16 protein-coding genes and 1 tRNA gene are annotated in these 25,561 nt (G+C 66.4%); 9 read left to right on the top strand and 8 right to left on the bottom strand.

The window, feature by feature from the left end; translation table 11 throughout:
- Position 1: 1 nt before the first annotated feature.
- Both ACGVWT_RS16895 and ACGVWT_RS16890 read right to left on the bottom strand, forming a co-directional pair.
- On the bottom strand, positions 2-1,081 hold the full coding sequence (locus ACGVWT_RS16895) for an efflux RND transporter periplasmic adaptor subunit (RefSeq protein ID WP_315463052.1): 1,080 nt from the start codon (positions 1,079-1,081) through the stop codon (positions 2-4).
- A 95-nt stretch (positions 1,082-1,176) separates the two neighbouring features.
- Positions 1,177-2,247, bottom strand: coding sequence for an AraC family transcriptional regulator (locus tag ACGVWT_RS16890; protein ID WP_315463051.1), 1,071 nt, complete (start codon positions 2,245-2,247; stop codon positions 1,177-1,179).
- A gap of 280 nt (positions 2,248-2,527) precedes the next feature.
- Here ACGVWT_RS16890 and ACGVWT_RS16885 point away from each other — a divergent pair, with 280 nt between their 5' ends.
- Complete coding sequence (locus ACGVWT_RS16885) at positions 2,528-4,255, top strand: DUF6055 domain-containing protein (RefSeq protein WP_315463050.1); 1,728 nt, start codon at positions 2,528-2,530, stop codon at positions 4,253-4,255.
- Here the strand turns inward: ACGVWT_RS16885 and ACGVWT_RS16880 are convergent.
- The 3 genes from ACGVWT_RS16880 to ACGVWT_RS16870 form a co-directional block, all read right to left on the bottom strand.
- The gene (locus ACGVWT_RS16880) at positions 4,170-5,918 is read right to left on the bottom strand and encodes a peptide-N4-asparagine amidase (RefSeq protein ID WP_315463049.1); all 1,749 of its coding nucleotides are present in this window, start codon (positions 5,916-5,918) and stop codon (positions 4,170-4,172) included. The two genes, ACGVWT_RS16885 and ACGVWT_RS16880, sit on opposite strands and share 86 nt — an antisense overlap.
- A gap of 84 nt (positions 5,919-6,002) precedes the next feature.
- Entirely contained in the window at positions 6,003-8,864 is a 2,862-nt protein-coding gene (locus ACGVWT_RS16875; RefSeq protein WP_315463048.1) for a pitrilysin family protein, read from the bottom strand.
- Positions 8,865-9,071: 207 nt separating this feature from the next.
- On the bottom strand, positions 9,072-12,254 hold the full coding sequence (locus ACGVWT_RS16870) for a TonB-dependent receptor (protein ID WP_315463047.1): 3,183 nt from the start codon (positions 12,252-12,254) through the stop codon (positions 9,072-9,074).
- 222 nt (positions 12,255-12,476) lie between these two features.
- Here ACGVWT_RS16870 and ACGVWT_RS16865 point away from each other — a divergent pair, with 222 nt between their 5' ends.
- Both ACGVWT_RS16865 and ACGVWT_RS16860 read left to right on the top strand, forming a co-directional pair.
- Positions 12,477-13,046 (top strand): RNA polymerase sigma factor, encoded by a 570-nt coding sequence (locus ACGVWT_RS16865; RefSeq protein WP_240954695.1) that lies wholly within the window; start codon positions 12,477-12,479, stop codon positions 13,044-13,046.
- Positions 13,043-14,065 carry a FecR domain-containing protein gene (locus tag ACGVWT_RS16860; RefSeq protein WP_315463046.1) on the top strand — a complete coding sequence of 341 codons (1,023 nt, stop codon included), beginning with the start codon at positions 13,043-13,045 and terminating at the stop codon, positions 14,063-14,065. The genes ACGVWT_RS16865 and ACGVWT_RS16860 overlap by 4 nt, the downstream gene beginning before the upstream one ends.
- Positions 14,066-14,154: 89 nt before the next feature.
- Here the strand turns inward: ACGVWT_RS16860 and ACGVWT_RS16855 are convergent, their stop codons facing one another.
- From ACGVWT_RS16855 to ACGVWT_RS16845, 3 genes are all read right to left on the bottom strand, one after another.
- Positions 14,155-14,805 (bottom strand): TetR/AcrR family transcriptional regulator, encoded by a 651-nt coding sequence (locus tag ACGVWT_RS16855; protein ID WP_315463045.1) that lies wholly within the window; start codon positions 14,803-14,805, stop codon positions 14,155-14,157.
- 144 nt (positions 14,806-14,949) lie between these two features.
- Positions 14,950-16,812, bottom strand: a complete 1,863-nt coding sequence (locus ACGVWT_RS16850) for a bifunctional diguanylate cyclase/phosphodiesterase (protein WP_315463060.1) — start codon at positions 16,810-16,812, stop codon at positions 14,950-14,952.
- 394 nt (positions 16,813-17,206) lie between these two features.
- On the bottom strand, positions 17,207-17,947 hold the full coding sequence (locus ACGVWT_RS16845; RefSeq protein WP_315463044.1) for a queuosine precursor transporter: 741 nt from the start codon (positions 17,945-17,947) through the stop codon (positions 17,207-17,209).
- Positions 17,948-18,005: 58 nt separating this feature from the next.
- Here ACGVWT_RS16845 and ACGVWT_RS16840 point away from each other — a divergent pair.
- From ACGVWT_RS16840 to ACGVWT_RS16815, 6 genes are all read left to right on the top strand, one after another.
- Positions 18,006-18,082: transfer RNA gene (locus ACGVWT_RS16840), tRNA-Arg, on the top strand.
- A gap of 337 nt (positions 18,083-18,419) precedes the next feature.
- On the top strand, positions 18,420-20,609 hold the full coding sequence (locus tag ACGVWT_RS16835) for a TonB-dependent siderophore receptor (protein ID WP_315463043.1): 2,190 nt from the start codon (positions 18,420-18,422) through the stop codon (positions 20,607-20,609).
- Positions 20,609-21,799 (top strand): ABC transporter substrate-binding protein, encoded by a 1,191-nt coding sequence (locus ACGVWT_RS16830; RefSeq protein WP_315463042.1) that lies wholly within the window; start codon positions 20,609-20,611, stop codon positions 21,797-21,799. Before ACGVWT_RS16835 ends, ACGVWT_RS16830 begins: the two co-directional genes overlap by 1 nt.
- Positions 21,789-22,814, top strand: coding sequence for an iron ABC transporter permease (locus ACGVWT_RS16825; RefSeq protein WP_315463041.1), 1,026 nt, complete (start codon positions 21,789-21,791; stop codon positions 22,812-22,814). Before ACGVWT_RS16830 ends, ACGVWT_RS16825 begins: the two co-directional genes overlap by 11 nt.
- Positions 22,814-23,581, top strand: coding sequence for an ABC transporter ATP-binding protein (locus ACGVWT_RS16820; protein ID WP_315463040.1), 768 nt, complete (start codon positions 22,814-22,816; stop codon positions 23,579-23,581). The genes ACGVWT_RS16825 and ACGVWT_RS16820 overlap by 1 nt, the downstream gene beginning before the upstream one ends.
- Complete coding sequence (locus ACGVWT_RS16815; protein WP_394427412.1) at positions 23,578-25,560, top strand: TonB-dependent receptor; 1,983 nt, start codon at positions 23,578-23,580, stop codon at positions 25,558-25,560. The genes ACGVWT_RS16820 and ACGVWT_RS16815 overlap by 4 nt, the downstream gene beginning before the upstream one ends.
- Position 25,561: the final 1 nt, after the last annotated feature.

Raw genomic sequence — 25,561 nt, 5'->3', positions numbered from 1 at the left:
CTTAGTGGAACCCCGGCTCGATACCGGCATCGACCACGCTCTGTCCGTCGACCAGCGTATCGGCGGCGGTAGCGACGATCGACTGGCCATCGCGAAGACCCGTGACCAGCGCATCGCGCCCCAGCCATGACGCGATCCGCACCGGCTGACGCCGGATGTGGCTGTCGGGCTGCAGCGTCCAGACATAAGGGCGCGTGTCCGCATCGCCGATGGCAGATAGGGGGACGCGGACCTGCTGGTCCGGCGTGGGGGTGCGCAGGGTAAGCGTGACCATGCTGTTGTAGGGCGGTGGCGATCCCGTGCCGCTCAGGACGAAGCGGGCATCGCGCAGATGCGACGTCGGATCGCCCTCCGGCGCGAGGAGGCGCAGCCGGGCGGTGAACGTGCCCGCGCGGCCTGGCATGCCGACATCGGCCATCATCCCGGACGTCAGGCGCAGATCGGCCGGTGCGTGGATCTCCACCTCGGGCGCGCCGCTTGCGAGTTTCAGCACCGCCCTGCCCGCCTCGACGACGCTGCCCGGTTCGACGAGGCGCGCGGTGATGACCCCATCCTGCGGCGCGACCAGTATCGCGTCCGACAGCATGTCGCGGCTGCGCCGAACGACTGCAGCGGCAGCGGCGACCTTGGCGGCCGCCGCGCGGGCGGCCAGTGTCCGCTGGCGGACCTCGGCGCTCGACAATGCGCCAACGCCGTCCAGTCCACGCGACCGGTCGGCCGCATCCTGCGCTGTCCGCGCATCGGCGGTGGCGGCGGCGAGTTCGGCCTCGGCCTGCGCCGCTCCGGCGTCGGCTTCGGCCTTGACCAGGCGGCCCAGCACCTGACCGGCGCGCACCGTATCGCCGACCTCAACGGTGAGCGTCAGCAGCCTTCCGGGCCGTTTGAACGCGAGCATCGTCTCGCGATAGGGGCGCACGACGCCGCTGAACTGGCGAAGCGCGCCGCCCGCGGCATGAACGGGGACGACATCGACGATCGCCGTATCACGATCGGGTTGCTGTGACGGCGGCGACGCACAGGCGGACAAGCCGGACAGGGGTAACAGAAGCGCGACGAAGTGACGATGGCGAGCAAACGGCATGACGGCCCCCAGAAAGCGGAACGGGCGCGCCATGCCGGGTGTGACGCGCCGCGCCTCCCGGATTTCCGATTTCGACCGATCGATTTTGAAATTGATCAGTCCGACAGGGGCGGAGTCCCCAGATGGCGGCGACGGTAGGCGCTGGGTGTCTCGCCTTGCCGCGCCTTGAAGCTGCGGTTGAAGACCGCCAGGCTGCCAAACCCTGCGTCCATCGCAATGGTCAGGATCGGCACGTCCGCCTGTTCGGGGTCGGCCAGCGCAGCGCAGACCTCGGCCACGCGCAGTCCGTTCAGATAGTCGCTGATGTTGCGATGGCCGAAACGGCCATTCACCAGCCGACGGACGCGATATTCGGGTACGTCCAGCCGCGCGGCGATCGCACCGATGGTCAGCTCGGGCTCGCGGTACAGGCGGTCCTGCATCATCGCCCTATCGAGCGCACGGGCGAGCGGCTCGTCCTGCTCCTGCGGCGGGGACGGATCGGTGGCGATCACCAGGCGCAGCGTGCTGTCGGGCGCGGCGGATGCGAACATGTCCCGATGCCGCAGTCCGAACAGCAGCAGCGCGAGACCGAACGTCCCCATCAACATGCCGATCGCGCTGGCGATACCGGCCATGGCAAAGCTGCCGAAGACCCGACCGATGATCTCCGCGCCGATCGTCCAGAGCACGACTATCGTAACGATAACGACGAACGCCACGCGCGCGCGCCGCCGCGCCTCCACTAGATCGGTCGCGCGGTTCTGCCAGGCATGGCGCAGCGCATCGACGGTGAGGGCTATGCCCGCGACGTACAGAAGCCCATCGAGCAGATGGAGCGGTGCATGCGTCCCCCGCTCGCCGCCGATCACGGCCGCGCTGACGCCGAGATAACCCAGCGCCAGGCCCAGTTCGGCAACGCCCGGGCGGAAATCGTCATCGAACCACGAACGGGCAAACAGCCAGAACAGCGGCAAACTCGCCGATCCGGCAACTTGCAGCAGCGTGCCGAGCCCGGGCGTATGCTGGACGAAGGGCAAACCGGCCGCTTCCGTCAGCAAGGCGGCGCATGCCAAAGCCGCGCCATACCGGCCGGCGCGCGTCGGCGCTTCGCTGAGGAACAGCGCGACCGCCAGTGCGAGCAACGTGGCGATGCCGCCGTGCAGCCAGGCTTCGATGCTCAGCAAGCGGGTCTTTCTGTGGTGGCGCCGATCGCGTGCGACGGCACGCTGTCGGTCGGGTGAAAAGCGGGGAGGCGGGCTCTTCCGCGACGACCTATTGCGGCGATCCCGGCTTGCCAAGCCGCAAGAGGGGCGCGCGACGTGGCGATAAGCTATCGCGTTGTGGTGCACGGCGTGCGGCATCCCCTGGCGGCGTTACGGCTTTTCCGTTGTGCCTTGTCTTATCGCATGACGAGAGATCGCGCGGGGTAGGGAGGCGATGCACGTGACGCCGGGATTGCGATGGATGGCGCTGGTGTCGGTGCTGGTCGGTACGGCGTCGTTGCACGCCAGTCCCGCCTTCGCCGCTGCGCCGGGCGGGTGTCGCAGCCAAACGATGCTGGTGCCGTGGGGGCGCTATCCCTTGCGACGCTGGACGCCGATCCGGCCTGTCCGCCAGCCCGCGACCATCGACGATGATGGCGGCAATCGCGAGGGGCTGGCGATCGGCGCGCCGTTTCGTGCCCGGCTGGTCCAGGCCTATGGCGTGGATGATGGGGACGCACGGCAAATCGTCGAGATGGTGACGGCGGCCGGTTGCTATCGCGCGTTTCGGGCGGATTCCTTTGTGGCCGCCGATCGCGCCTTCGTCAGCGCGGAACAGGCGCGCCACCCTTACGCCGCAGATCCACACCGCTATGCGACCGTGCCTGATCAAGCGCAGGTCCAACCCGGCGACCGGGAGACCGGCAGAATCGGCGCCTATGAGACACAGCATTTCGTCTTCTGGTATGGCACCAATCCCCAGGGCGAAAGCTATGCCTGGGTAAGGGCGAGCGGGCAGGACTGGCCCACATTTCTGAAGCGCGCCGGTGACTGGGCCGAATGGGTATGGCGGATGAGCCGCGACCTGACCGGCGCGCCCATGCCCTATGCCGACAGCCCTGTGGGCGAGCGGCGGCGTATCGCCATTTACCTTTATGGTACGGGTCGCCCGCATGTCGATGGCGGCGACCTGACCGTGCATGGCGCCAATGCCTCGCCCAGCGTCTGGATCAGCGCGCAGGACATGGCGTTCGGGTCGAAGACCTTCGCGCACGAATTCGGCCATGTCATCCAATTCTACTCGGGCGGTTTTCGCGGCGGCACGACCGCCGGGCCGGTCTGGGAAAGCGCGGCAAACTGGCTGGGGCATCTGCTGGTGCCGGGCAAGACGACCTGGATTTCGCATTACGGGAACCACCTGTACCTCGGCCCGGTCTGGCCGGTGGCGCGCTATGGCGCCTATCCGTTCATCGACATGCTGTTCGAGGATGCGCGGACGCAGCCGTTGGTCTGGGGGGCGTGGCGCCACGACCGGCGCTTGCCGACCGGCGACGGGGCGGAGGATTTCTTGCCGGCGGTCGTGCGGCTGGGGCAGGCGTCGGGCGCCTACCCTCAGGGGATGCGATCGTTCGCCGATGACATGGGCTGGTATGGCGCGCGCCTCGTGACGCTGGATTTCCTGAACCAGCGCGCCATGCTCGATGCGGCTGCGGTCATGCGGTTCCTGTTCGGCGGCACCCGCTGGGCATCGCTGCTGCCGGGGGATCGGCCCGGTCGCTACGTGCCGCAGCCCGGCCTGCTGCTGCATCAGTTCGGCAGCGACCTGATCCCGTTGACCGTGACCGGAGCGGACGGTCGCGTCTCGGTCCGGCTGACCGGCGGTACGACCGACAAGGACGCGGCCTGGCGCTTCGCCCTCGTCGCGGTGCGGGGCGGGACGGAGCCGACCTATTCCACGCTCGGCGCGGTCGAGGGGCGAGGCAGCGCGGTCATAAGCTATCGCGCGCGCCGCGATGCACGCCTCTTTCTGGCGGTGACGGCAACGCCCGGCGTCTACGAACCCATCCCCGGCGGCGACCAGGTCAAGCCGACCGCAGGCGCGCGCTTTCCCTATGCCCTGGATATCACGGGTGCGACCCCGCGACTGAAGGGCGATATCGACTGCGCGACGCCGCAGATGATCGTTCCGGGGCAGCCCGGCGACTGCTGACGGGTGCTTCGTTCGCCGTCGGCTGGGCGGTGTCGGTGTAGGTCACGCTGTCGTCCGTCACGACGGCTTCGACGTCACGTCGGTGTCCCGTCGCATCCTCGACCAGCGAGGTGACGCGGACATGATTGGGCGTCTGCAAGGGCGCGGTGAACAGTGAGAAGCTGGGCGCGAAGGTCGTCAGCGTCTGTGCCGTGCGGCCGTTGTCGGGGCCATCGCCGCTGATCGTGCGCTCGCTGGCCTGCGCGATCTGCGTGCCGTTTTGTACCCCATAGAGCGGCGGCTGGACGCCGATGTCGATGGCCAGCGTGTCGCGTTCGGCGATGCGGCGGCGCGATGGCGTCGCGCCGCGCGTCGTGACGGTCATCGTCTGGCGTGCGGCATATCGCTTGCTCGACACGCCGGTGTCGCGGGTGTTGGTCAGCCGCTGGTCGAGGTCATAGGCGACGCGGGTGACCACGCGACCGTGAGGGGTGTCGACATAGCCCTCGACGCGATCGGCGCGCGTGGCGACCGTCTCCACCGTGCCGATCGCGCCCGGCCCTCGTGGCGCGCGAAGCTGTCGCGTGACGATGCGCGCGGGGGCGAGCGTGTTGACGGTCAGCGCGCCGGTCACCACCGGACGGGTGGGATCGACCGTCCCGATCAACGTGCCCGACACGCGGAAGAACGTGCCGGCGGTCGGCATGGCAAGCGCGATCACATGCGGCCGGCCGTCGTTGAGCAGCGCGGCGAAGGGCGTGAGGTCGACCCGGGCGGGCAGCAGGTTCAGCGCGCGCAGGGCGGGCACGCGTCGCCACAGGCCGGGATTGATGCCGCCGGTGAAGATGTCGGGCTGGACCGAGCGGACGCCCGCCGGCCGTCCGTCGATCCGTACCTCCACCTCGCGATACGGTGCGTCGCAGGGCGGCGGCCCGAAGATGTTGCGCTGGGCAAGATCGCCGGGCGCGCAATCGTACCAGAATTCCTCGCGCTCCTGTCCGATGGCGAACAGGTCGATGGCCAGTCGCGTCAGGTTGCGCGGGAAACGGATCGTGCGTGACACCACCGGCTTTTGCGGGTCGAGCCGTGACAGCCCCGATGTCACCGGCAGGACCACGCCGTCCGGCCGGGGCGCTTCCCCGGCGTAGAAGACCAGACGGGCGCCCCAATGGACATGGGCATCGTGGTCCTTGTCGAGATAGTTGACCAGGATCGCCCGGCCCTCGGTCGGCGTGCGGAGCAGCGCGGCATACTCCGTCACGTCGCGGGCGACATGCCAGTGCGGCGCATAGGCCTCGCCGGGCTCCATCGTCGTACCGAGGAAGAGGGTGGCACCGCCCAGCGTCAGGTCGGCGGAGCGATCGAATTGCGTACCCGTGGTGACGTCGAAGTCCGCCTCCAGCACCACCTGGCGCCACGGGCCGGGACAGTCGACGGGCGGGCGGTAGGCCAGTGGCAGGGGTTCGTCGCCCTGGAACTCGCGCCGGTCGAACAGGGTGACGGTGCAGGATGGGCCGGTGGGGCGGGGCCGTGGCGGGCTCAGGTCGACGACGGCGTTGCCGATCGGCCGTGGCGGGGTCTGGCCAGCGGCGGGTGCGCCGACGCTGGCCGATAGCCAGGCGGCGAACAGCGCCTGCCCCATGATGCCGCAAAGGCGCAAACGCGGCGTATGGTCGATGTCCATGGCCTGTCCCATGTCAGAAGAGGAGCGCGTCTGCGCCGAGGGCCGCCCGGGGCGGGGCATGACCGACCCCCGCCCCGGTGCGCTTCAATGCTTGGCCAGCACCTGGGCCGGGGTCACCACCTCGATCGGCAGGCCCAGTCCTTCCAGTTGCGGGCGGATCGTCTTGGCATCGCCCACGACGGTCCAGACCCATTTGGCAGGTTGCAGATACTGCCGCATCGCGGCGTTCGCGTCCCGCAGCGCCACCGCGCGAATGCGCGCGTCGAAGGTGCTGAAGAAGTCGTCCGGCCAGCCGTTGCGCTGGAGCATGGCGGCGGCGGCCATCACCTGTCCGCCGAAGCGGAACGAGGCAACGTTCTTGCGCAGCGTGTTGGCGACGGCCTCGTCGAACTCCTCCTGCGTGATCGGCCGGTCGGTGACGATCGCGTTCAGTTCCTTCTGCACTTCCTTGATCGCGGGGCCGACCTTGTCCGGCTGCAGCTGCACCTCGACCTGATAGCTCGACCCCAGGTCGTTGACGTCGAAATTGCCCGACGCGCCGTAGGTCCAGTGCTTGTCCTCGCGCAGGTTCATGTTGATGCGCGAGGTGAACTCGCCACCCAGCGCGATATTGGCCAGACGCGGTGCGACGCCCTCATAGGTGCGCGGCATGTCGACCAGTTGCCCGCCCCCCAGGAATGCCTGGACCTGGCCTGGCATGTCGACCAGCACGATTTTGGGTGGGCCGGTGACCAGCGCCGGACGCGGGTCGAGCGCGATGGGGGCCGGGCCGCGCCCTGGCACGCTCCAATGGCCCAGCGTCGCATTCAGCTTTGGCAGGAGCGTCGCGAGCGGCTCGTTCGAGACGATGACCAGCTTGGCCTCTTCGGGGCGGACCCAGCGACGGAAGGCCGCCTCCAGATCGGAGCGCGTGATGGCGTCGACCTCGGCCACGCTGGGCACCTGCGACGCCTTGGCGAGCAGCGTCCCGGGCGCGAGGGCTTGCGTGAAGGCGGTGCCCAACAGCGTGCCGGGGCTGGTCGGCGCGGCCGTGACGCGCGACAATTCCTGCCGCCGATATTCCTCCAGCCGATCCTGCGGAAAGTCGGGACGGGTCAGCATCAGCATCATCGTGTTCAGCGTCGTGTCCAGGCTGGCGCTGGGTGCTGCGAATGAGACGCCGGAGTCGGTGTTCTGCGCGCTGCCGAAGATGGCGGCGCCGGTGCGTTCGCGCAACTGCTTGAACCAATGGTCGTCATGGCCGCCCGCTCCTTCGTCCAGCATCTGGAACATCGCGCGGATCGTGCCGGGCTTGCCGGCGGGATCGTCGACGCTGCCCACGTCGAACGACAGTTCGGCGGTGGTGAAGGGCACCGCGTCGTGCTGGACGTAGAGGACGGGAATGCCGTTCGCCAATGTGGCATGCTGCACCGGCGGGAAGCGGGCGGCCTGGGGCTCGCCGACGCCGGGGATGGGGCCGCGCGTACCGCTTTGCGGGGCGACGACGGCGGTCTTGGGTGCGTCGGGCACTTCGGTCCCTGCGACGCTTTCGTCGCCTGCCGCGGTCATGCGCGGTCCCGGGACGATCATGCCGCGATAGCCCGGACGGCCCAGCCACTTGCGCGCGTCGGCCATGACCTTTGCCGGGGTCAGGGCCAGATACGCCATCAGGTCGTCCTTGTATTTGGCGGGCGAGCCGAGCACCGAATTGGCCTGCATCAACAAGCCGCCGCGCGCCTCGATCGTCTCGTTGTTGCGGACCGCCGGGATGATCCGCGTCGCCTTGTAGCGCGCCAGCGCATCGGCGGACGGCGTGCTGTGCAGGAATGCGGCGATGGCATCGTCCAGCGCCTTTGCCGCGACAAGCGGATCGACACCCTGCCGGACCGAGCCGTAGATGGTGAATTCCCCGACGCCGCGATAGGTCGTGTTGTCGGCGCTGAGATTGTTGAACAGCTTGTCCCGGCGCACCAGCTTGTCGAACAGCGGCGCGCCGTCGATGCCGGTCATCAGGCCCGATACGGCGTCGAGCGAAAAGTTCGCCGGGTCGCGCCCGCCGGGTACGGGCCAGGTCCGGGCGATCTGTGCCGTCGAGACGGGGCCGGTGAAGGACTGGTCGATCGGCGCGGTCAGGACCGGTGGCTCGGCGGCGGGCGCGGTAATCGCGCGCCCGCGCGGGATGTCGCCGAAATAGCGCATCGCCTTTGCCTTGGCGGTCGCCAGATCGATGTCACCCGCCAGCAGGAGCGTGGCGTTGTTGGGGCCGTAATAATCCTTGAACCACTGATGCACGTCGGCGAGTGACGCCGCGTTCAAATCCTTCATCGATCCGATGACGCTGTGGCCATAGGGGTGCGAAGCGGGATAGATCGCGCTGCGGCGGCTATAGCCCAGGATGCTGGCGGGATTGTTGTCATTGTTGCGCTTTTCGTTCTGGACGACGCCGCGCTGCTCATCGAGCACGCTTTGGGTGATCGCGCCGAGCAGATGCCCCATCCGGTCGCTTTCCACGAACAGCACGCGGTCCAGGCTGCCGGTCGGCACCGCCTCGTGATAGTTGGTGAAGTCATAGCCGGTGCTGCCGTTGACGCCGATCGACCCGGCGTCGCGCAGATATTTGAAATAGTCGCCCGGCGCATTCTCGCTGCCGTTGAACATCAGATGCTCGAACAGATGGGCAAAGCCGCTGCGCCCCGCAGGCTCAAAGGTGGAGCCGACGGCATAATTGATGCTGGTATAGACGATCGGCACGCTGCGATCGGTGAGGACGATGACCGTCAGGCCGTTGGGCAGCGTGAACGTCTGATAGGGAATGGTGAAGTCGCGGACCAGCTTGACGAGCTCCGCCGGGGCGGTGTCCGGGTGGGATGCCGTGGTCGTTGCGGCTTTCGCGGGGCGTCCGGCCAACGCCGGGACGGGGGCCAGGATCAGTGCCGTACCGGCCATCAACATCATACGCAGGCTCATCGACTTATCCTTGATTGGTGGGGGTAGGCACGGGTGGAACGGCAGTTCGGCAGAATGACACGGGTGCGGAAACGTCGCGGGACAGGACAATCGGGGACGGCAAAACCGTAATGGCGAGGACCGTGTCTGGGGCTGTGTCCGGCCGCGCGGCGAGGGGGCCGGCAGGCGCGCCGCATCCCCTCTTTTGGTGGGATGCGGCGGCCGGGATCAGAAGGACTTGCTGACCCCCAAGTAGAAGTTGCGCAGGCGCGGGTCCCCGTATGCGCTGTAGTATAGCGGGAACTGCGACACATCGAGCGGCGGCATCTTGTTGAAGATGTTGTTGATGCCGAAGCGCACCGTCATCTTCTGCGGCAGGCGGTAGCTGATGTTCATATCGTGATACATCTGGCTGGCGACCTTTGCCGACCCCTGCGAGGCCACGAAGCTGCGATCCAGCGTCAGGTAATAGCTGCTGAGGTAGCGTGTCTGCCAGCCGAGGCTGAGCTCGTCCTTCGTCCATTGCAGCGACCCGCTGCCCCGGAAGCGCAGCGAACCGGATGCGCCAGCACCCGCCGCGAACCCGGCTGTGACGACACCTGCATAATTCTGCGCGGGCGCGTCGGCGAATGGTTGGATCACCAATTGATCGACATAGGTCGCACGGCCGACGGCCGACAGCTGACCGCCGAACAGGTTCGTGTCGTAGTTGAGCGTGAAGTCATAGGCCGAGGTGACCAGCGACTTCAGGTTGATCAGCGATACGTCCAGCGCGGTGATCGGCCCGACCGCAAAGCCACCCGATGCCGGGCCGCGCGTGACGCGGTCGGGGTTGGAGGCAATGAATTGGTTGAACTGCGTCTGTGTGCCGCCGAAGAACGAAGCGAGCAGCAGCACCGGATCGAAATACATGTCCCGCTTGTGGATGCGCGTCCAGTCGACCGAGAAGCGCAGGCCGTCGATGAAATGCGGCTTCAGGATGAGCCCGGCCGTCCACGTCTTGGACGATTCCGGCCGAACGTCCGGATTGCCGCCCGAGAACCCGGAGATGATGCCAAGGCCGAACACCTGCATGCCGATCAACTCGTTGCCGCGCTGCGGATCGCGCATCTGAAGGGTGATCTGCGGGCGGGGGATCTTGACCAACTGGCTGAGCTGCGGCGGCAGATAGCCGGTCGTGTACGAGCCGCGCAGCATGACGCCATCGATCGGCGACCAGAGCAGGCTGATGCTGGGATCGGTGTGCGCATTGGTGGTCGTCGACCGCGGGATGACGGTTCCCGCCGGCGGGCAGTTGCCGAAATAGTCATATTGCCCCGCCACGAGCGGCGTCATGCAGGACACGGGGTCCGACGTATCGGTGCCGTCGCCCTTGTACGATTCATGCCGGGCCGACAGGCGCAATTCCAGCAGTCGGATCAGCGGCAGTTGATGCTGGTTGCCCAAGATCGGAAACACGACTTCGCCATAGACAGACTTGGTCGTCTGGTGCGCGGTCGGCGTGAAGGTGGTGACCGCGCCATCATCGGTCAGCAGCGTCAGGAGGCGCGAATCCAGCCTCTGGGTGTTGATCTCGGCGTTGACGGTCAATTGCGGCTTGCCGCCCGGCAGCGAGAACGGCAGCGGCCCGGCGAGGCGTAGCGAGGGCGCGACGTTGCTCGATTTGCCGTCCTGTTGGCGCTGATAATAGGGCGTCTTGTTGTAGGTGAAGGGAATCGGATAGGTCGAGGTATCGACGAGCGCGTTCAGAACGCCGGTCTGGAGATCGTTGGAGGCGAAGGCGCTGATGTACGGGGGGCTGTTCGCGACCGAATAATTGGATTTGGAATAGGCGACTTCGGCTACCGCCTGCCAGTCCGCCGGTAGCCGGATGATGGCACCGCCCAGCGTGCGCAGCGTCGACGACACCTGCTTGATCGGGGCATCATAGGCGGGATTGGCCGGAAACGCGATCGCGAGATCCTGCGTGAACGGATTGCCGATGGCCGACGCGTTCAGGAAGACGGAGTTGAGCGTGTTGGAAAAAGTGTTGGTCGCCGACGAATGCGACATGCCGATTTCGGCATAGGCGGTCAGCCAGTTGTTGAACGTGCGCCGCACTGCGACCGAACCGCTATATTGGTTTACCGGATAGATCAGCGGCGCGCGGGCGCCGGTGCCCGCGGCGGTATTGGCCTGGTCGAGGTTGAAGGTACCGAGCGACGAAAGCAGCGGAGCCAGGCCGGCGTTCGTGATCCCCGCATAGCCCTTGGGAATGGTCCCCAGACTGCTCGACAGCGTCTGACCGCCATATTCGGGCTTCAGCTGAAGCGGCGTGCCGTCCTGTGTCTTGAAGTTGACCAGCGAACCCTGTGGTGGATTGGTGAAGCCGCCGTAAAACGAGCCGGGGTCGTTGGCGAGGATGTCGTTCAGACCGCGGCGGCGCAGGTTGTCGCGGTCGCCGTAGCGTAGCGCCAGTTGCTTGGTCCAGTTGCCGTTGAAGGTCAGGCGGGTGCGCCCCCCTTCCAGCGGCAGGCCGCCGGTGAGGTCGATCGACCCGCGACCTTGTTTGAAATCGCCGGTATTGTCGTAATTCGCCGACAGCTCGGCGCCCTTGAAGTCGCGGCGCAGCACGATGTTGATGACGCCGCCCGATGCGCCGCTGCCATAGATGCCCGATGCCGACGAGGCGAGCACCTCGACCCGCTCCACCGCTGCGATCGGGATGCCGGTGATCGACGGCTGGGTGATATCGCCATTGCCCAGGTTGATGCCGGGCTGGCGCCGACCGTCGACCAGGATCAGCGTGTCGCGCAGGCCGATGCCGCGCAGGTTGATCGCGCTGACACCGACGGGGCGGCGGGGATTGAATTCGTTGTCGCCGCCGATCGCCTGATCCCCGACGATCGGTGAGGTGTTGACGTTCAGCTGGTTGCGCAGGAACGTTTCGAGGTTGGGCGCGCCGCTGCGCTCGATCTCCTTGCGACCGAGCACGATGAACGGCTGGCTGTCGTCCTGCGTGCGTTCGATGCCGGTGTTGAGCGACCAATTGACCTTGCCGTTGACGAGGATGTCAGGCGTGGCGCTGGTGTCGACCTCGTCGCCGGCCAAAGGGCGGAGGGCGACCGCACCATCCTCCGTCGTGACGATCTTCAGACCGGTGTCGATCAGCAGGCCCTGCAACGCCAGCAACGGGGCATAGTCGCCCTGGATGCCGTTGGTCCGCTTGCGGCCGACATCGTCCATCCGGTACAGGATCTGGAGTTTGGTGACCTTGCTCCAGGCTTGCAGGGCCGCCGCCAAGCTCCCGGCCGGAATGTCGAACCGCTGGGCGGCCCGTACGCCCTGCGTGGTCTGCGCCGCGACATGGCCCGGCGCAAAGGCCGTCAGCATGGTCGCCCCCAATGCGATCGCCACACCCCTTTTTTTCATCTGATGCCCCCTTGTTGCGGTCGCTCCCATCACGCCGCTCAGCAAGATTGTCATTCGACGGCCACGAACCCGTAACATCGGATTTCAAAAAAGTTTACGGGCGTGGAACTTTTCGCCAAAACGCTCAAACCGGGGCTAGTCGCTTTTTTGCGTTAGGGTTCTGACGCGGCCGATTGTCATGACGGGCGAACCCTTTTGACGATGGAGTGTCTCGGGCGGACGATGGTAGACGACAGGCAGTTGGAGCGGTGGTTTTGCGAGGAGGTGCTTCCCTTGGAGGCGTCGCTGACCCGCTATCTGCGTCGTAACTGGCGGACGGCCGAGCAGATCATGGATATCCGGCAGGACATATACGAGGCGGCGCTGACCGGCGGGCGGCAGGAATTGCCGTCCCACACCGCGGGCTATATCTTCACGATCGCGCGCAACATCTTGGTCAACCGGTCGAAGCGCGAACGGATCGTCCAATTCGAGCATTATGCCGACATGGAAAGCGTCGAACAGGGCGTCGATCTGTCCGCAACCGATCGCCATCTCGATGCGCGCGACGCGTTGCGCCGGGCGCAGGAGGGGATTGAGCGGCTGCCCCCGCGCTGCCGCGAGGTCGTGCGCCTGCGCAAGATCGAAGGATTGTCGACCCGCGAGGCGGCGGCACGCATGGGCGTCGGCATCGACACGATCGAACGCCAGCTGGTATTGGGCATCCGCGCGATGGCCGATGCGATGCTGGGCGGCGCGGGCAAGATCCGTCGCGGCGGCGCGGCCAGCACTGGCAAGGCTCGCCGCCAATGAACCGCGCGACGATGATCGAAGAAACGGCTGCGCGCTGGATCGTCCGCCAGGAAAGCGGCGACTGGTCGGCCGAGGACGACGCCGCGCTGACCGCGTGGCTGGACGAGCAGATGGCGCATAAGGCCGCATTCTGGCGCCTGCGCCATGGCTGGGCGGCGGCGGATCGTGTCGGGGCACTCGGCTTCCAGGCCGCCACGCCGCGCTCGCGCGCCCGGCGCGGTTGGCAGGCGGTGCTCCGCGCTCGCCCCCGCGCGATCGGGGCGATCGCCGCCGCGCTGGCGGTGACGGTCGGCATCGGCACGACGGTGCTGCGATCGCCGACGAGCTTTGGGCTCGGGCACGTTACGCACGACGAGGCATCCCCTTCGGCGTCCGCGCCGGTGCGCGTCCAGACGCCGGTGGGCATTCGCCACACGATCGCGCTGCGCGATGGCAGCCGGGTGGAACTGAACACCGCGACCGTCGTGCGCACGGCGGCCAGCGATGCGGGGCGGGAGGTCTGGCTGGATAAGGGTGAGGCGTATTTCGACATCGTCCACCGCCCCGACCATCCCTTCGTCGTGCATGCCGGGCCACGGACGGTGACCGTTCTCGGCACGCGCTTCACCGTTCGCCGCGATGGGGACAAAGTGACCGTGGCGGTGCTGTCGGGCCGTGTGCGGATCGAGGATTCGACGTCCGACGCGGGCACGCGCTCCGCCGTCATCGGCCAGGGTGACATCGCTTATGCCCAATCGCACGGTACGCTGGTAGCGCTGGCCGCGCCGGCACGCGTCGAAGCGATGACCGGATGGCGTGACGGCGTGCTGGTGTTCGACAACCAGCGGCTGGGGGACGCGGTGGCGGACTTCAACCGCTATACCAACCGCCCGATCCGCATCGCCGACCCTGCCACCGCCGACATCCGGATTGGCGGGACGTTCCAGATCGATAACAGCGCGGGTTTCCTCGACCTTCTCCACTCCGCTTATGGGCTGAAGGTGCGATCCGACGCGAACGGTGTCGTCGTCGAGCCGTGACCGAGCGGGGCGCGGGCGGGGCGGTCGTGCGGGATCGTGGAATGGCTAGCGGCCAGACCCGTCGATCTTCGTCCCAAACTCGCCGTGGACTACAGCGTGGCCATCGCGCCTTGCACCATTGGCCGCACGGTCAGGTCCACGAACCGGTCGATATCTTCGCTGCGAGTGAGGTCGATGTCGAACTGGCCGGCGCCGATCGTTCGGGCCAAGCCGATGCACAGCGCGAAACAGCTATAGGCCAGCGGGCAATTGCGATGCGCGGCAGCGGTGTCGCTTAGATCGAACCCGCCCTCGCCATAGATCAATTCGGCCATGCCGATGAACGCCCGCAGCGAAGCGGCGCGAAACCCCGGGTGGATCGTGCCGCGATCGGTGCGCCCGAACATGACCCGGACCAGCTCGGGCTGCGCGACGCCGAAGCGGACGTAAATCTGCGCATGGCTGATCAGCCGGTCGACCTTCGTATCCTTGGTCGCGGCCGCTGCCTGCAATGTGACCTCCAGCCGATCGAACGCCTCGCGCGCGATGTCGAGCACAAGAAAGTCGATGCTGGGATAATGGTTGTAGAAATTGCCGGGCGTCACGCCGAGTTCGCGGGACAGGCGGCGCACCGTCACATGTTCCAGCGTTTCGGTGGCGAGGATATGTTCGGCGACCTTGCGAAGGTCCTCGACGACGTTGCCGCGATGGTAATTGGCGCGCGTGGCCACCGGTGCGGGTGTGTTCTTTGAAGCCGCCATGGTGCGGGCTCTAGCCGTGGCGTGATACCCTGACAACCGACGTCGCCGTGCCATGCGGCCAAGCAGCCGGCCCGTCGACTGGCTATGGCCGGTGCGGCGGGATGCCGCAGATGCGAGACGGCATCTGCGGATCGTACCGGATCGTCACAGATGGTTGGCCTGCACCCACTCGTGCGTGGTCAGATCGGGTTCGGCGGTGGGATGCCCGAGCAGATAGCCCTGCACCTTGTCGACCCCCAGGACGCGCAGGATGTCGAGCTGCGCCTCCGTTTCCACCTGTTCCACCACGATCGGCGTGCCGACCGCGCGGCACAGTTCGACGACGCCGATCAGCAATTGGCCGGCGAGCGGGCATTCGACGATCGACCGGACGAGGCCGCCGTCGATCTTGATGAGGTCGAATCGGATATGCTTCAGATACCCGATCGAGGCGAAGCCGGCGCCGAAATCGTCCAGCGCCACGCGGACGCCCAGCGCCTGCAATTCGGCGATGGTCCGTTGTGCCATCTCCAGGTCCCGCAGCAGCGCCGTTTCGGTGATCTCGACGATCAGGCGATCGGGCGCGAAACCGTGGCGGTCGCAGGCGGCGGCGATCATCGTGCACAGATGCGGCCCGACCTCGCCCGCCGTGACGTTGAACGATAGGGCGAGATGCGCGGGCCATTGCGTCGCCTTGGCGAGCGCGCGCGCGAACAGATGGTCGGTGAAATGTGTCGCGACCCGTGCCCGGTCCGCCACCGCGAACAGCTCGTCGGGCGGCACATTGCCAAGTTGTGGGTGCTGCCAGCGCATCAGCGCTTCGAACGCGACGACCTCGCCGGTGCCGGTGCGGACGATAGGCTGGAAATGCACGCCGAGCTGCGCGAGCGCGGCCGGATCCTGATAGGCGGTTTCGATGATGCGGCGCCGATCGCTTTGCTGCTGCAAGCCGATGTGGAAGAAATAGGGCTGCGCCTGCTTCAGCGCCTTGCTCTCGTACAGCGCCAGATCGGCGCGGTGCATCAGGTCGATCGGATCGTCCGGCCAGACATCGCCCGTCGACAGGCCGATCGATCCGCGTGGCTGGATCACGTCGTCGCCGATGGTGATCGGCCGGTCGAATATCGCCGCGATCCGTCGCGCCGCCTCGGCGACTTCCGCCGCGTCGGCGGTGGGCAGCAGCACCGCGAATTCGTCACCACCCAGCCGCGCACATAGCGCCTTGAGCGGTGCATGCTGCGCCAGGCGATCCGACACGCGCCGCAGCAGGACGTCGCCGACCCCATGGCCCAGCCGGTCGTTGACCGCCTTGAACCCATCGAGGTCCATCAGCACGACGGTGGTGTCTAGCCGTTCGCCGGCCGGCCGCTGTGCTTCGTCCAGCCGGGCCAGGAAGGCGCGGCGGTTGGCGAGGCCGGTCAGCTGATCGTTGAACGCCAGGTGCGCGACTTCGCGTTCGCGCTCGATCGTCGTGGCATGCGCCTGCACGATGTCGTGGAATTGCTGATGCTGACGCTGCATCCAGGCGAACAGCAGCACGGCGATGACCGACAGGTTCGCCGCCGCCGCCATCAGCGCCGGGTTGCCCGTCGCGATCATTGCGACGACCATGGGGACCGTTCCCGACCAGATGACGGCATAAGCGGCGCGGGGCAGCGAGACCATGCAGACCGCGCACGCGATCGTCGACAGCGCCGCAAAGAACGGGATGAAGGCGGCGACGTCCGCGCTGCGCGTGTAGAGCACCCATGCACTCCACGCGGACAGGCTCAGGCCGAACAGCAGCGAGGTGCGGACCGTCGAGGCGAACATCCGCCGTGCCGCCGCCGCACCGGCATAATGGACGCGCCGCCATTTCAGGATGCGGAACACGCTGGAGCAAGCGAGGACGCACGAGGGCACATAGGTGACGGGCGTGGCGCGCGCGGACGAGGTGATGAAGGTCAGGAAGGTGACGTTGATCAGCAGGATCAGGTGCAGACTCGGCACCTGATGACGCAGCGCCCGGAATTGTGCCGCGGCCAGCATCTCGTCCAATTCGCTATCGGGTGAATCGTGATCGTGAAAGGACGTCTGCGCGTTGCCGGTTCCTCGAAAGCGGGCGAAGGCCCCCGCGATCCGCGAAAGTTGCAGCCGAATGGCGCGCCTCGCGGGCAGCGCAGGGGTTGAGGGCAGGGGCGCACTTGTAGCCATAACCGACTGATTAAGAGCTAAAAGTGAATCCCTTCCTTCAGTGTGTCGGGTCCTGTCACGAATTGTTGAGGGAAGGGACGGCGGATGCCATCCGTACGCGTCGTGCCAATGTCATGCGCGGACTGCACATGACGCGCATCGCCGCGGTCGTATTGTAGAGCGCCATGCGGCGGCGCTGAACGTTGTCTTTTCCGCTGGCCGAGGGGGCCTCGCGGCATGGCGCAATCGATCAGACCCGCGCGCGGAACGGCGTGAAGTCCGTGCCCCGGTCGAACACGTCCACGCCTTCGGCCCGCTTCAGCGCGCCCACGACGATATAGGTCAGCGGCGTCAGCACCACCTCCCACGCCACCTTCAGCGCCCATTGCGTAAACAGCACGGTCACGACCAACTGCGGCGTGAAGCCCTCTGCGCCCAAAAAGGCGACGGGATAGAAGATCAGGCTGTCCACGCCTTCGCCCAACATGGTCGAGGCGATCGTGCGGGTCCACAGATGCTTGCCGCCGGTCCACACCTTCATGCGTGCCATGACGTAGCTGTTGACGAACTCGCCCGCCCAGAAGGCGAGGACGCTCGCCAGCACGATCCGCGGCACCTGGCCGAAGATGACGGCATAGGCCGCCTGATTGCCCCAGGACGGCGCCGGCGGCAGGGCGACGACTACCCAGCTCATGAACGCCATGAACGCGACCGCGGCGGTGCCTGCCCAGATCACCCGGCGCGCGCGGGCATAGCCATAGACCTCGGTCAGCACGTCGCCGATCACGTAGCTGACGGGAAAGAACAGGATGCCGGCGCCGAACGGCCAGGGCCCGATGCCCGGCAGCGTTACCTGGGCGACCTTGCCCGCGCCGATGACGTTCGACAGCAGCAGGATCGCGACGAACGCCGCCATCACGAAATCATAATAGCGAAACGCCTGCCCCGGCAGCGCGCTCGCATCGACCGCCCGTTCGTGCCCCGTGTCCATGGCGGCGCACTCTATGGCTTTTCCCGGCCCACGCAACGCGCTACCGGGGCTGCCTTGCGCGCCCGTAGTTCAACTGGATAGAGCACGAGCCTTCTAAGCTTGGAGTTGCAGGTTCGAATCCTGCCGGGCGCGCCAGCTTTCTGGGTGGTTTGGGGGGCTCCGGCGGCCGGTCGAGACGCCAACTCGCCAGAGATTCACTAGAGCATAGCGCACTGCGGAGTCAGCTCGGAGCCGTCTGGCGATCCCTCCCAGTGACGCTGCTCCCGTCCAGCCGCACTATTGTCAGCTTGATCCACGGGCGCATGCACAGACGATCGGCTCAGTGCTGGGCAGACAGGATTGGATGGGCGTTATCGCCTTGAATTACTAAGCTAACCGGGCACGCTATCTCGAGACGCTTGCGTAATGATATCTCATATCATACGTTGCCGCGGTCTGGGGGAGGGGCGCTTTGACGAGACGATCCGTTACGATGGTGATTGGTGCGGCTTTGTCGATGCTGCCAGGCACGGCGTTGGCGCAGGTGGCTGACGACCAGAAGGCCAATCCGGACGATATCGTCGTCACGGCGACACGGACCGAAAAGTCGCTCATCGACGTACCTGCAGCGATCACCGTGGTCGACAACGACGACCTGCGTCGACGCGGTCTGACGATCGGAAGCGATGAGTTTCGCGGCATCCCCGGAATCTTCTTTCGCCGTACCGACGGGGATGCCGAAGATGCGTTGCAATTCTCCTTTCGCGGGGTGACCGGCAGCGCTGGGGGCGATACCTTCCTCGCGCTTATCGATGGCATACCGTTCGTCGGTCCGGATGAGCAGGTGTTGCTCAACCAGCTGCCCTACGGGGCGATCAGCCGTACCGAAGTCGTACGTGGACCGGTATCCGCGCTGTACGGGCGCGGGGCGACCGCCGGCGCGGTCAATTACATCACGCGCAGCCCGGGTGTAGACAGCACGACCGCTTCGCTGACGGCAGGGACGTACGACTATTTTCGCGGGGAAGCGACCCTCGAGCGGAAGATGTTCGGCGATGGGGGTGGGATGCTCCTCTCCGGCTTCTACGAAGATGACGGCGGCTGGCGGGAAAACTCTCGTCGAAAGGTGCTGAACCTATTCGGCAAGGTCGTCGTGCCGATCGGCGCAGACACCACGCTGACCGCCTATGGCAACTACTTCGATCGGCAGGTCGAGGTGCCGAGCAACATTCCCCTGCTTGGCGACGGTACCCGTGTCGCCGTTGCAGGAGGTCGTCGCGGCTACATCGGTTACCTGCCCAACGACTTGGATACCAAGGGAGGAATCGGCGCTCTTCGGCTAAGGCACAGCTTCGGAAGCAATGTCGAGCTGGTGCTGACCGGGCAGCATCGTCGGTTCGACCGGACCAACAGCTTCAATCTCTACCTCAGTGGCAGCGTCGATCCGCAGGCCGAGACCTACGCGGTCAACGGCTTTGCCCGGCAGGACGAGAGCAGTGTCTGGATCGGCGATGCACAGCTTACGGCGCGCCTGGGCGCCCACACGATCGTGGCCGGTGGCAATGTCGAGCGTGCTCGGATGGACGAACGCGATTTCTGGTCCGGGGAATATGGCTTCACGCCGCAATGCGGGTTCCGCTTCTTTCAGATCGATATCAATTACGCGACCGGCGCGGTGCTGAACGCCGATGCGCCGTGTTTCCAGCGTAACTTCCTTCTGACCGACGGAACGGTGCGAAACCGGTTCTGGGGGGCCTATCTTCAGGACGAATGGGCCGCGACCGACCGGCTGACCGTGACCCTCGGCCTACGCTATGACGACTTCCGCCGGCGCGCTGTCTTCCGTCCCATCGAGGCGGCCTTCAGTCCGGGAGGGCGCCTGTCGGCATCGGAGAACGCCTTTTCGCCCAAGGCGAGCGTCGCCTATCGACTGGGTGAGCGCGACGATGGAATACGAGGCACGGTTTATGCCTCCTATGGGCGGGGCTTTAGCTCCAACTTCGGACCGCTCTTCTACTTCGATCCGGCTTTATATCAGCTCGATCTCAAGCCGATGACGATCGACAGCTACGAGGTCGGTTACAAGGGCAGGACGGGCTCCGGTATCCTTGCCTGGGAAGCTGCACTGTTCCGCTACGACCAGCGCAACCGGCTCGTCACAACCACGAACCCCGATCCAAATGGTCCATCGACCCTTCTGACGACCGGGCAACGCTACCGTAGCCAGGGGCTGGAGCTTTCCGCCGTCCTGCGGCCGGATCGCGGCACCAGCATTTCCGCCAATTACTCTTATGTCGACGCGGTATGGCGGGAATATCGAGTGCCCGGTGCGACCAGTGAGGTCGACCTGACGGGTAATCGTCCGGCCGGTGTCCCGACCCACATCTTCAACTTCAGCGCGCAACGGCGTTTCGCGTCGTGGCTGAATGGTCGCGCCGACCTCTACGTCTATGGCGATTACCCGATCACCGGTGACAATCGCGTCGAGAATGGCGGCTACGAGCTGCTCAATCTCAGCGCGACGATCGCCTTGCCGACGCGGCTGCCGCTGGCACTCGATCTGGCGGTGACGAACGTCCTGGATCGCGAGATCTACTCTTATTTCGGGACGGATACGCAACCGACCTATGCGACCCCGTCCACTCCGCGCCAGTTCCGGGCCACTGTAAGGGCGAGCTTCTGATGCGTTGGCTGATTGCGTTCCTGATCGCTCTTCTTGCCGGGTGCGGCAAGCAGGCGACCGAGACACCCGCCGTCGGTCGCCCGATCCCGATCCCCCACACCCGAACGTTCAGCGTAGTCGAAAGGGATGGGTACCGGATCGTCGATCTGCACGCCAATATCGTCACCTGGGGCGGTGCCGCGAATGGCCCGGAGCAGCGGGTGCGCGTTGTGCTCGTGCCCAAAAGCGTCAAGGCGCCTGCACTGACCGGCGATCTTGCCGGTGCGGTCATGGTGCGCACGCCAGTGGAGCGTATCGCAGTCAATTACGGTGGCAGTGAAGCGCTGCTGAGCGCCATCGGCGCGGCGGACCGACTGGTCGCGGTGGGCGGCACGAAGTCCTACGACGATGCCATCCGCGAGCGGGTGAAACAGGGGAAGATCGGCCAGATCGGCTATGGGTGGCACTCGCCTCCCAACCTCGACGTCTTGCTCGCGGCCAAACCCGATGTCTTCCTCATGACGATCGGGGATCCGGCACATGCGGACGCCATGCGCCGCGCGATCGCGATGGGTATACCGGTCATGCCTGTCTTCATGGCGAACGAATCGGACTATCTGGGCCCTGTACAATACGCGCGGCTGTTCGGCATGCTGACCGGACGGGAGCGGCAGGGCGAGCGGTTTGTCGCCATGGTTGAGAACGGTGTCGCTCAGGTCAAGCGGGCCGTCGCCGCCTTGCCCAGGCGCAGCGTGCTTTCCGCCTGGTGGATGAACGGCGACACATGGATGGTGACCGTTCGCGGTGCCGCCAATCGTCTGCTCGAAGACGCGGGTGGCATCAACGTCATGCGTCGGCCCGACGACCCGCGCTTGGACGACACGATGCAGATGGCATCCGAAAGGTTGCTGACGGACGGTAGCAAGGCCGACTGCTGGCTATGGCGCGATCCGATTTCGAAGCGGTTCGGAGATCAACGGTTCCTCGCGCATATGCGTGCCTGGCGTGACGGATGCGTGTTCGCCGCCGATGGCGGGGTAAAGCCGGGGGCGGACGCGTTCGACTTGTTCGAACGGGGCGCGCTCCGACCTGACCTGCTGCTCCGCGATTACGCGCGGATGCTGCACCCCGAACTGCGCGGCTGGCCCGCCACGTGGGTGCGGCAGGATCAGCGGGCAGGCAACAGCACGGGGGTCGGCCATGGCTCGTAGCGTAACGGGCGCCAGTGCGCTGTTTTTGAGTATCCTTGTCCTTGCGGCCGCGTCGCTCTGCTATGGTCAAGTCACACTCTCGCCGCTGGACGTCATCGGCGCCATGACGGGATTCGGGGATCCCACCTTGTCCGAGATCGTCTGGGCGATCCGCCTACCCCGTGTCCTAACCGCGGTCGTGGCAGGCGGCGCGCTGGGAGTCGCCGGTACATTGATGCAGGCGCTGTTCCGCAATCCGATGGCGGACGCCTGGTCGCTGGGGCTTGTCGCGGGCGGACAGCTCGGTGTCGGCCTCGCCGTCGCGGGCGCGGCGTTCGCCGGCCCGGCCGCGCTCCTTTTCCTGACGTCCTTTGCAGGATTGAGTCTCACGCTCGGCGCGGTGATCGGCGTCGCGGCCACCGCCGCCGCGATGGCCGCACTGGCGCGCCGGGTCGGCAACATCACGCTTCTCGTCGTCGGTCTGATGCTCGGCTTCACCGCACAGGGACTGGTGAGCGTCATACTGCACTTCGCCAGCCGGGTCGGCGGGCGCGTGTTCTCGGGTTGGGATGACGGCACATTCTCGGCGGCGACCACCGCCGACCTGCCGTGGTTGGTGTTGCCGGTCGCTTGCGGACTGGCGTTGGCGGTCGTGAACGCGAAGGGACTAACGGCACTGCTGCTCGGCGAAACCTATGCCGCGAGCCTGGGCACGAACGTGCCGCGCCTGCGTCGATCGATCCTGGCAGCGACGGTCCTGCTCGCAGCGCCGGTGACAGCCTTGTGCGGCCCGGTCACCTTCGTGGGGCTCATCGTCCCGCACCTCGCCCGCCGGCTGGCGCGTACCGCCCGCATCCTGCCGCTCATACCCCTGGCGGGACTTGCCGGCGCGCTGCTGGCGCTCGGCGCCGACTTCATCGTGCATCTGCCGTGGGAACAGCATTTCCTGCACCTCAATGCGGTGCTGGCGCTGGTGGGCGCGCCGGTGGTGATCGCGCTTCTCGTGTTCGCCCCGGCAATGCGGAGCAGCGGCTGATGCTGTGTTTGGATAAGCTGAGCGTCGGTTACGTCGGCCCGCGAGGAACCGTGCTTGCCGATCTTACTTTGGAGGCGCCGGCGGGCAGCTTCGTCTGCGTGCTCGGCCGCAACGGTGCCGGCAAGTCGACGCTTATGTGGACGATCGCCGGCCTGCAGGCTGCGCGGGACGGTCGCGCGCTGCTGGGCAACGAAGATATTGCCGCGATGCGACCGCAGGCCCGCGCGCGGGCCATCGCGGTGGTACTGACCGAGCGCGTGTTGAGCCCGGGGCTGACCGTTACCGACGTCGTATCGATGGGACGCCAGCCGTTCACCGGCTGGCAGGGGCGGCTGTCAGCGGAGGACGATGAGCGGGTGGTCGAGGCGCTTGCCCAGGCGGGTGCCACGTCCTTCGCCGCTCGACCGTTCGACGGCCTGTCCGATGGCGAGCGACAGCGGGTCATGATTGCACGCGCCATCGCGCAGGCGCCACGGCTCATGGTGCTCGACGAGATCACCGCCTTTCTCGATTTGCCGGGACGTGTCGAGGCGATGGCACTGCTGCGCGCGCATGCGCGCGCCACCGGCACGACCGTATTGCTCTCCAGTCACGATCTGGACCTGTCGTTGCAGCTCGCCGACGCTGTATGGCTGCTCGACGGCACGGGGGGATTGGTAGTCGGACCGGCAGCCGACCTGATCGTGGCGGGCCATGTCGGCCGCGCGTTCGACACGGACGCCGTTCGCTTTTCGCCCGAGCGCGGACGGTTCGAGCTGATCGGATGACCGCAGTTCCCGTCGGTTGGTGGTTGCTTGCCCAAGCCACGGCGCCGCACGTGGCCGCGCCGCCGCCCGCGGCGCAGCAGCCCTCTGTCCAGGTCACGCCGTCGGCGCCGACGGTGCCGCAGGGCCGGGCGGAGGAGAACGCCGTACGACAGGCGCAGGATGCGTTCGGGACCACCATCGGTCGCGAGACGATCGGCATCTACAACAGCGGCAGTGTGCGCGGCTTCTCCCCGATCGCTGCCGGCAATGCGCGGATCGACGGACTCTATTTCGATGAGACCGCTGCGCCCAATGAGCGCATCCGCCGATCCACCAGCATCAAGGTGGGATTGTCCGCCCAGGGATACCTCTTCCCCGCGCCGACTGGCGTTGTGGACTACGCGTTGCGCCGCCCGGGCAACCAAGCGCTGTTGTCGACCACCGTCGGTCTCAATAGCCTGGGCGACAAGAGCTTGGAGTTCGATGCCGAGCTGCCGCTTGCCGGCGATGCCTTGTCGCTAGGCGCGGGGCTTGGCCTGTACGACCACGTCTTCAATAACGGAGCCACCAGCCGGCAGCATGTCGAAGGCCTGACCCTACGGTGGCGACCGCGTCCGGGTATCGAACTGCTCCCCTTCTGGGGACGGTCCGACATCGACGACAGCAAGGTCGGTCCGCTTCTGACCACGGCAGGCCCTTATCTGCCGCCACCGATCCCGCGTGGCGTTTTCTACGGCCCTGCCTGGGCGGTGTACGCCGGCCCATCAGAGACGGCGGGCCTCACCGGCAGCGCAGCGTTCGCGGGCGGGTGGAAGATCGAAATCGGCTTATTTCGAGCGCTTTCCGCGAGCAGGGCGGACATTTTCACCTTTCTCGACCAGATCACGCCTGACGGCCGCGCCCGCTATATCGCCTTTTCAGACCCACCCTATCGGCGGGTTTCGGTGTCGGGCGAAGTGCGTGTGACACACACGATCGTCGATGGCCCACGTGTCCACAACATCAGCCTGTCGGCCCGCGGTCGGGCCCGCGACGAGCGCGTCGGCGGTTCCGCCTTTCTCGATTTCGGCGACGTGCGGCTCGGCGATCCGCTGGACTTCGCCAAGCCATCGATCGCTTATGGTGCGTACAGCCGGGATCGGGTGCGGCAGTGGTTCGGCGGCATCGCCTATACCGGGCGGTGGCGCGGCATCGGCGAATTGAGCGCCGGCCTGTCGAGGACGGACTACGCCAAGCGTTTTCAACGTCCCGACCAGCCCGTGCTCCAAACGCGGGACCGGCCCTGGCTCTTCAACGTAGCCGGTGCGATCTACGCCGGCGATCGCGTCGCCTTCTACGCGGGCTATACGCGAGGGCTGGAAGAGGCCGGTCTGCCGCCGCAGAACGCCACCAACCGCAACCAGCCTCTGCCCGCCATCTTGACCAGCCAGCGCGATGCGGGGGTGCGCTGGAACATCGCCGGCGACGTGAAGCTGGCGGCAGGCGTGTTCGACGTGCGGAAACCCTATCTCAGCCTCGATCCGACGGGGCTTTTCACGCGGCTCGGCGACATCCGCAATCGAGGGATGGAGGCGTCGCTGTCCGGCACACCCGTTCACGGCCTCAGCATGGCATTGGGCGGCGTCGTCCTGGATCCGCAGGTGACGGGCGAAGCGAGAACATCGGGGCAGACCGGCAAGCGCCCGGTTGGCGTGCCCCTGCGCTCCATCGATCTGAATCTCGACTGGCGCCTGCCCGGCTTCGAGGCGCTATCCCTTGATTGTGCCGTCAATCATCAGGGACGTGTCGCCTCCACGGTGAATAATGACCTGTTCATCCCTGCGCGCACGCTTGTGGACATCGGCAGCCGCTATCGCTTCGCGATCGGGAAGAACCGCGCGACGCTGCGGGTCTCGGTCAGCAATCTCTTCAACGTCTATGCGTGGGATTATTATGGCCCGTCGACCTTCGACTACGTCCCGCAGAGGATGGCTACCGCCTACCTCGCTGTCGACTTCTGAG

Origin of the sequence: Sphingomonas sp. S6 (assembly GCF_043498045.1) — a bacterium.
GTDB lineage: Bacteria > Pseudomonadota > Alphaproteobacteria > Sphingomonadales > Sphingomonadaceae > Sphingomonas.
Note: the sequence above shows the minus strand (reverse complement) of the source record. Positions and strands in the feature narration are given on the sequence as shown.